Raw genomic sequence first — 5,996 nt, forward strand, 5'->3', positions numbered from 1 at the left:
ACCAGCGAGACCAGGACGATGGCCGTGGCCGCCAGCACGATGGCCGGCCCGGTGGGCGTGCGCGCCGTCAGGCTGCTGGCGACGGCGCCGCCGACGCCGGCCGCCGCGCCGAAGAGCGCGGCCAGCGCGGCCATCGGCGCCAGGCGGTCGGTCCACTGTCGGGCGGCGGCGGCCGGCGCCACCAGCATCGCGCTCATCAGCACCACGCCGACGGCCTGCAGGCCCGCGACGACCGCCGCCACCAGCAGGCCCGTCAGCAGGATGTCCAGGCGCCGCACCGGCAGGCCGAGCAGCGCGGCGTAGGCCGGGTCGAAGCTCAGCAGCTTGAACTCCTTCCACAGCAGGACCAGCACCAGGACGGCGCCGCCGCCCAGCACCGCCATCGTCGCGACATCGGCGGTCAGCAGCGTCGCCGCCTGCCCGAACAGGAAGCGGTCCAGGCCGGCCTGCGAGGCGTCGGGGCGGCGCTGGATCCAGGTCAGCAGCATCAACCCCACGCCGAAGAACACCGACAGCACCAGGCCCAGCGCGCTGTCGGCCGGCACCCGCGAGGAGCGCACGATCCCCGTCACGCAGAGCGCGCCCAGCCATCCGGTGGCCGCGGCGCCCGCCACCAGCGCCGCCGGTTCCTTGCTGCCGGTCAGCAGGAAGACCAGGGCGATGCCGGGCAGGGCCGCGTGGCTGACCGCATCGCCGAGCAGGCTCTGGCGCCGCAGCTGCGCGAAGACGCCCAGCACGCCGGCGGTCGCGCCGATCACCGCGGCGCCCGCCGCGACGGTGCGCAGCGTGTAGTCGCTCCAGAAGACGGCGACGGCGTCCCAGCTCACGGCCGGATCCTGCCGAAGTGGGAGGTGGCCGGGTCGTCGCGCCCGCCGGGGGCCGGCGTGGGGTCGGCCTTGCGTTCGAGGAAGCCCACGCGCCCGCCGTAGGCCAGGCGCAGGTTCTCCTCGGTGAAGACCTCGGCGACCGGTCCCGAGGCGATGCGCCGCACGTTCAGCAGCGTCACCCAGTCGAAGTAGTCGGGCACCGTCTGCAGGTCGTGGTGGACCACCACCACGGTGCGGCCGCGGGCGCGCAGGTCCTTCAGCAGGTCGACGATCGCGCGCTCGGTCACGGCGTCGACGCCCTGGAAGGGCTCGTCCATGAAGGTGACGTCGGTGTCCTGGACCAGCGCCCGCGCCAGGAACACGCGCTGCTGCTGGCCGCCGGAGAGTTGGCTGATCTGGCGGTCGGCGAGGGAGGCCATGCCGACGCGCTCCAGCGCGGAAAGCGCGGCCTCGCGCTCGCGGCGGCCGGGCCGGCGCACCCAGCCCAGCCGGCGGTACGTGCCCATGGTCACCACGTCGAGCGCCGAGGTGGGGAAGTCCCAGTCGACGCTGCCGCGCTGCGGCACGTAGCCGACGCGGTCGCGGGCCCGCGCCAGCGGCTCGCCGTGGATGAGCACCTGGCCGGCGGCCGCCGGCACCAGGCCGAGGATCGCCTTCAGCAGCGTGCTCTTGCCCGCGCCGTTGGGGCCGACCACGGCCAGCAGCAGGCCGGGCGGCACTTCGAGGTCGACGTCCCACAGGACGGGTTTGTCGCGGTAGGCGACCGTCAGGTCGTGCACGGCGACGGCGAGGCCGGCGCCGGTGTGCGGCGCGGCCGGGGCGGGACGGGTATCGGGGTGCGTCACGGGGTCTCCTTCGCGCCGCCGAGCGCCTCGACGATGGTCGTCACGTTGGTGCGGACCATCCCGACGTACGTGGCGGCAGGGCCGCCGGGATCGCCGAGCGCGTCCGAGTAGAGCGAACCGCCGATGCGCACCTCGTGGCCGCGGGAGCGCACGGCCGCCTGCAGCGCCTCGACGGTGCGCGGCGGGACCGAGGATTCCACGAACACGGCGGGCACGCGCCGGTCGGCCAGGAAGGCGGCCAGGTCCTGCACGTCGCGCGTGCCGGCTTCGGTCGCGGTGCTGATGCCCTGCAGGGCGCGCACCTCGAGCCCGTAGGCGCGGCCGAAATAGCCGAAGGCGTCGTGGGCCGTGGCCAGCACCCGCGCCGGCTCCGGCACCGTCGCGGTGCGGCGGCGCACCCAGGCGTCCAGCGAGTCCAGTTCGGCCCGGTAGGCGTCGAGGTTGCGCCGGTATTCCGCCGCGCCGGCGGGGTCGGCGGCGGCGAGCGCCTCGCCCACGGCCACGACCGCGTCGCGCCACAGCCGCACGTCGAACCAGATGTGCGGGTCGTGGGCGCCCGAGAAGCCGGGCACCGCGCGCAGGTCGCCGGGGGCGACGGCCGAGGCGACGTCGCGCGTCGGCCGGTCCGCGCCGAGGTGACCGAGCACCTCGCCCATCCTGGCCTCCAGGTGCAGCCCGTTGTACAGGACGAGGTCGGCTTCCTGGAGCCGGCGCACGTCGCCCTCGCTGGCCTTGTAGAGATGGGGGTCCACGCCGGGGCCCATCAGGCCGACCACGCGCACGCGCCCGGCGCCGATCCTGGCGGCGGCGTCGGCCACCATGCCGGTGGTGGCGACGACGCGCAGGGGCCCGTCCCGGCGGCGCTCGCCGGCGTCGCCGCAGCCGGTCGCGCCGACCGCCAGTGCGGCGAGCGAGACGGCCAGCAGGAAGTTGGCGGCGGCGCCGCCGCGGCGGGGCTTGCGGGTGGCGGTCGGGGTCATGTCGGCTCCTCCGTCGCGCACGGCAACGCCGGGTAGCGGGCGGGAATGGGTGATCCGTGGGGGTCGCGTTCGGGATGTCCCAGCAGCTGGTCGATGCGGTCTTCCATGTCCTCGGACAGGACGTGCTCCCAGCGCTCGGCCTCGTCGTGGACGCTTTCGCGGGGCACGTCCATGACCCGCACCAGGAAGGACTCGATCAGGCGGTGGCGCCGCACCACGCGCAGGGCCGTGCGGCGGCCGTCCTCGGTCAGGACCACGCCCCGGTACGGGGTGTGGTCGACCAGCCCGAGGCCGGACAGGCGCTTGATCATGCCGGTGGCCGAGGCGGGGGCGACGGCCAGGCGGCGCGCGATCCCGCTGGTCGTGGCCCGGCCCTGGTCGGCCTCGAGGTCCCAGATGGTCTTGAGGTAGTTCTCGGCGGATTCGGTGTGCTTCATCCGGACCTCTCGAGGGGCGCGGGGTCGCTTCCGAGACACGGTTTAGTGCAGCCTAAATTCCGGGACAGGATAGCATGGAGCCGCGCAACGGCAAGGGAAACTGGCATCCTCGCCGCCCGTGATGTATTTTCAGCCGGGTGTGTCGACCGCGGGCTGTCCCCGGCGACCGGCGATGCCGTCGTGCCCCACGCGTACGTGAACGACCCAAGGGAGACCTTCGATGAACAGAGCCGCCCTGTGCCGCAGCGGGCTTGTGGTCCTGGCCCTCGGCCTGATCGTCCTGGCGGGATGCGACGATGAGACAACGTCCGGACTGACCGGCAACGGTTCCATCGGCGTCTACCCGCTCCCGTCGACGACGTCCTTCCCCTGGCACCTGGCCGGCCCCGACGGCTACGAGCACGAGGGTTCCGGCGACGAGCTGCTCGAAGACATGGCGGTCGGTTCCTACACCCTCACCTGGCAGGGTGTCACCGGCTGGGTCACACCTTCGCCCGCCGAGGTGATCAGGACCGTGGTCGGCGGCGGCCTCACGACCTTCACCACGACCTACCGCACCACCGGCGGCGAGATCCTGCCGGGGCAGATCGACATCAACCCGCTGCCGGACGACCAGGGCTTCGGCTTCCCCTGGACCATCACGGGTCCCGACGAGTTCAGCGCCTCGGGCACGGGCTTCGTGCGCTACGAGAACATGGATCCCGGCGACTACATCGTGACCTGGGGCGACGTGGACGATTGGACCACGCCGACGCCGAGCGTCGTCACCTTGACGCTGCTGGAGGGCGACGGGCTCTCCTTCACCGCGACCTGGACCTCGATCGAGGGATCGATCATCACCTTCCACCCGGTCTCGCCGGGCACCTTCCTCATGGGCAGCCCCCGCGGCGAGGTGGGCAGCGACGGCTACGAGTGGCCCCAGCACCGCGTCACGCTGACGCGGCCCTTCTTGATGTCGAAGACGGAGATCACCTGGGACCAGTACGAGCGGCTGATGGGCAACAACCCGAGCTACTACGACGACGTCTGCACCACCTGCTCGTCCGACTACCCCATGGAATCGGTGAGCTGGCTGCAGGCGGTCGCGTTCTGCAACGCGCTCTCGGTGGCGGAACAGCTGACGCCGGCCTACACCGTGGCCGGTTCGACGGTGACGTGGGACCAGGGCGCCGACGGCTACCGGCTGCCGACCGAAGCCGAATGGGAGTACGCCTGCCGCGCCGGCACGATCACGGCGCTCTACAGCGGCGACCTGACCTCGTCCGCGGCGAGCTGCTACAACGACCCGAACCTCGATCTGATCGGGTGGTACTGCAACAACAGCTCCTCCCACAGCCGGCCCGTCGGCGACAAGCCGGCCAACGAGTGGCTCTTCGAGGACATGAGCGGCAACGTGTGGGAATGGGTCTGGGACTTCAGCCGCAACTACGACAGCGTGTCGCTGCAGCTCGGGGATTTCACGTTCCTCGACGGCAGCGTCCAGCAGCGCGGCACGGTGACCGTCATGGAGGCCGAGGACGGCTTCGGCACGGACAAGGTCTTCCGCCTCGACGAGATCGGCGCGACCTTCGGCGTCTCCAACCTCGGCGTCACCACGTCGCAGGTCAGCTTCCGCTACGCCGACTTCGACAGCGTCACCAACTTCAAGGTCAACGGCCAGACGCTCTACCGGGGGATGTTCTCCGAGCTGCCGGCGACCGTCGCGCCGGGCGTCACCGCGACGGTGACCGCCGAGCCCGTCACGATCGAGGCCTACGGCGACGGCGTGGCCGGGACGATCACGCTGACCGGCGCGGTGACGAGCGTGCTCGTCGGCGGCCAGCTCCTGATGATCGACGACTTCAGCGTCATCGAGGTCGGGACCTCCCAGTTCGCGCGGGACCGGCTGGTGGACTTCGACCTCTTCGTGCGCGGGCAGGTCTACCGCCCGAACCCCGGCGGCATCCCGACCCTGGTGTCCCTGGGCTGCACGATCACCGACCCCATCGGCCGCAACACCGGCAGCGTCCACATGCTGCGCGGTGGCTCCTTCTTCAGCAGTCCCGGCGACTGCCGCTCCGCGTCGCGGTCGGAACCGAACCTCTCCAGCCGCTACGCCGGCTTCCGGGTGGCCCGCTACAACGACTGACGCCCGGAGCTTCGAGACGAACGGGTCCTCGACACGACCGGGAGCTTCCCCCACGGGGGAAGCTCCCGGTTCGCGTTCGGGGGACTTCAGCGGGGGTCGGCCCCATCGGGCCGGTTCGCCTCGGCGACCGCGTGCGCGAGGGCGGCGGCCTTGTCCAGCGTCTCCTGCCACTCGTCTGCCGGGTCGCTGTCGGCGGTCACCGCGCCGCCGACCCCGCACACGGCGCGGCCGCCGCGCACCACCAGCGTGCGGATGACGATGTTGAGGTCCATGGCGCCCGCGTCGTCGAGCCAGCCCAGCGAGCCGGCGTAGACGCCGCGCGACCACGGTTCCAACTCGTCGATCATCTTCATGGCCTCGATCTTGGGCGCCCCGGTCATCGAGCCGCCCGGGAAGCAGGCGCGCACGGCGTCGATCGCGTCCAGACCCTCGCGCAGGCGGCCGCGCACGGTCGAAACCATCTGCCACACCCACCCGCAGCGCTCGACAGCCATCAGTTCGGGCACCTCGATGCTCCCCGTCTCGCAGACGCGTCCCAGGTCGCTGCGCGCCAGGTCCACGATCATGAGGTTCTCGGCGCGGTCCTTGGGCGAGGCGGCCAGCTCGTCGCGCAACGCGGCGTCTTCGTAGGGTTCGGGGCTGCTGGGACGGGTGCCCTTGATCGGGCGCGTCTCGAGCCGGCGGTCGCGGTCGAGGCTCAGGAAGCGCTCGGGCGAGGCGCAGAGCACGGCGACGTCGCCGCGGGTCAGCCAGGCGCCGAAGGGCGGCGCGTTGACGGA

At 72.4% G+C, this 5,996-nt stretch carries 6 protein-coding genes; 1 reads left to right on the forward strand and 5 read right to left on the reverse strand.

All coding sequences use genetic code 11. The annotated features are described in order from the left end of the window. The 4 genes from Q7W29_05780 to Q7W29_05795 form a co-directional block, all read right to left on the reverse strand. Window positions 1-827: metal ABC transporter permease (locus Q7W29_05780; protein MDO9171322.1), on the reverse strand; the 827-nt coding region annotated here is incomplete at its 3' end. Next, complete coding sequence (locus Q7W29_05785) at window positions 824-1,672, reverse strand: metal ABC transporter ATP-binding protein (protein MDO9171323.1); 849 nt, start codon at window positions 1,670-1,672, stop codon at window positions 824-826. The genes Q7W29_05780 and Q7W29_05785, both read right to left, overlap by 4 nt. After that, complete coding sequence (locus Q7W29_05790; protein ID MDO9171324.1) at window positions 1,669-2,652, reverse strand: zinc ABC transporter substrate-binding protein; 984 nt, start codon at window positions 2,650-2,652, stop codon at window positions 1,669-1,671. The genes Q7W29_05785 and Q7W29_05790 overlap by 4 nt, the downstream gene beginning before the upstream one ends. After that, window positions 2,649-3,089, reverse strand: a complete 441-nt coding sequence (locus tag Q7W29_05795; GenBank protein MDO9171325.1) for a metal-dependent transcriptional regulator — start codon at window positions 3,087-3,089, stop codon at window positions 2,649-2,651. Before Q7W29_05795 ends, Q7W29_05790 begins: the two co-directional genes overlap by 4 nt. Before the next feature lie 220 nt (window positions 3,090-3,309). Here Q7W29_05795 and Q7W29_05800 point away from each other — a divergent pair, with 220 nt between their 5' ends. Further along, on the forward strand, window positions 3,310-5,217 hold the full coding sequence (locus tag Q7W29_05800) for a formylglycine-generating enzyme family protein (protein MDO9171326.1): 1,908 nt from the start codon (window positions 3,310-3,312) through the stop codon (window positions 5,215-5,217). A gap of 86 nt (window positions 5,218-5,303) precedes the next feature. On the opposite strand, the gene Q7W29_05805 is transcribed toward Q7W29_05800, so the two are convergent. Next, window positions 5,304-5,996: anthranilate synthase component I family protein (locus tag Q7W29_05805; protein ID MDO9171327.1), on the reverse strand; the 693-nt coding region annotated here is incomplete at its 5' end.

The sequence above is a fragment of the bacterium genome, from assembly GCA_030654305.1.
In the GTDB taxonomy this organism is placed as follows: Bacteria; Krumholzibacteriota; Krumholzibacteriia; order LZORAL124-64-63; family LZORAL124-64-63; genus PNOJ01.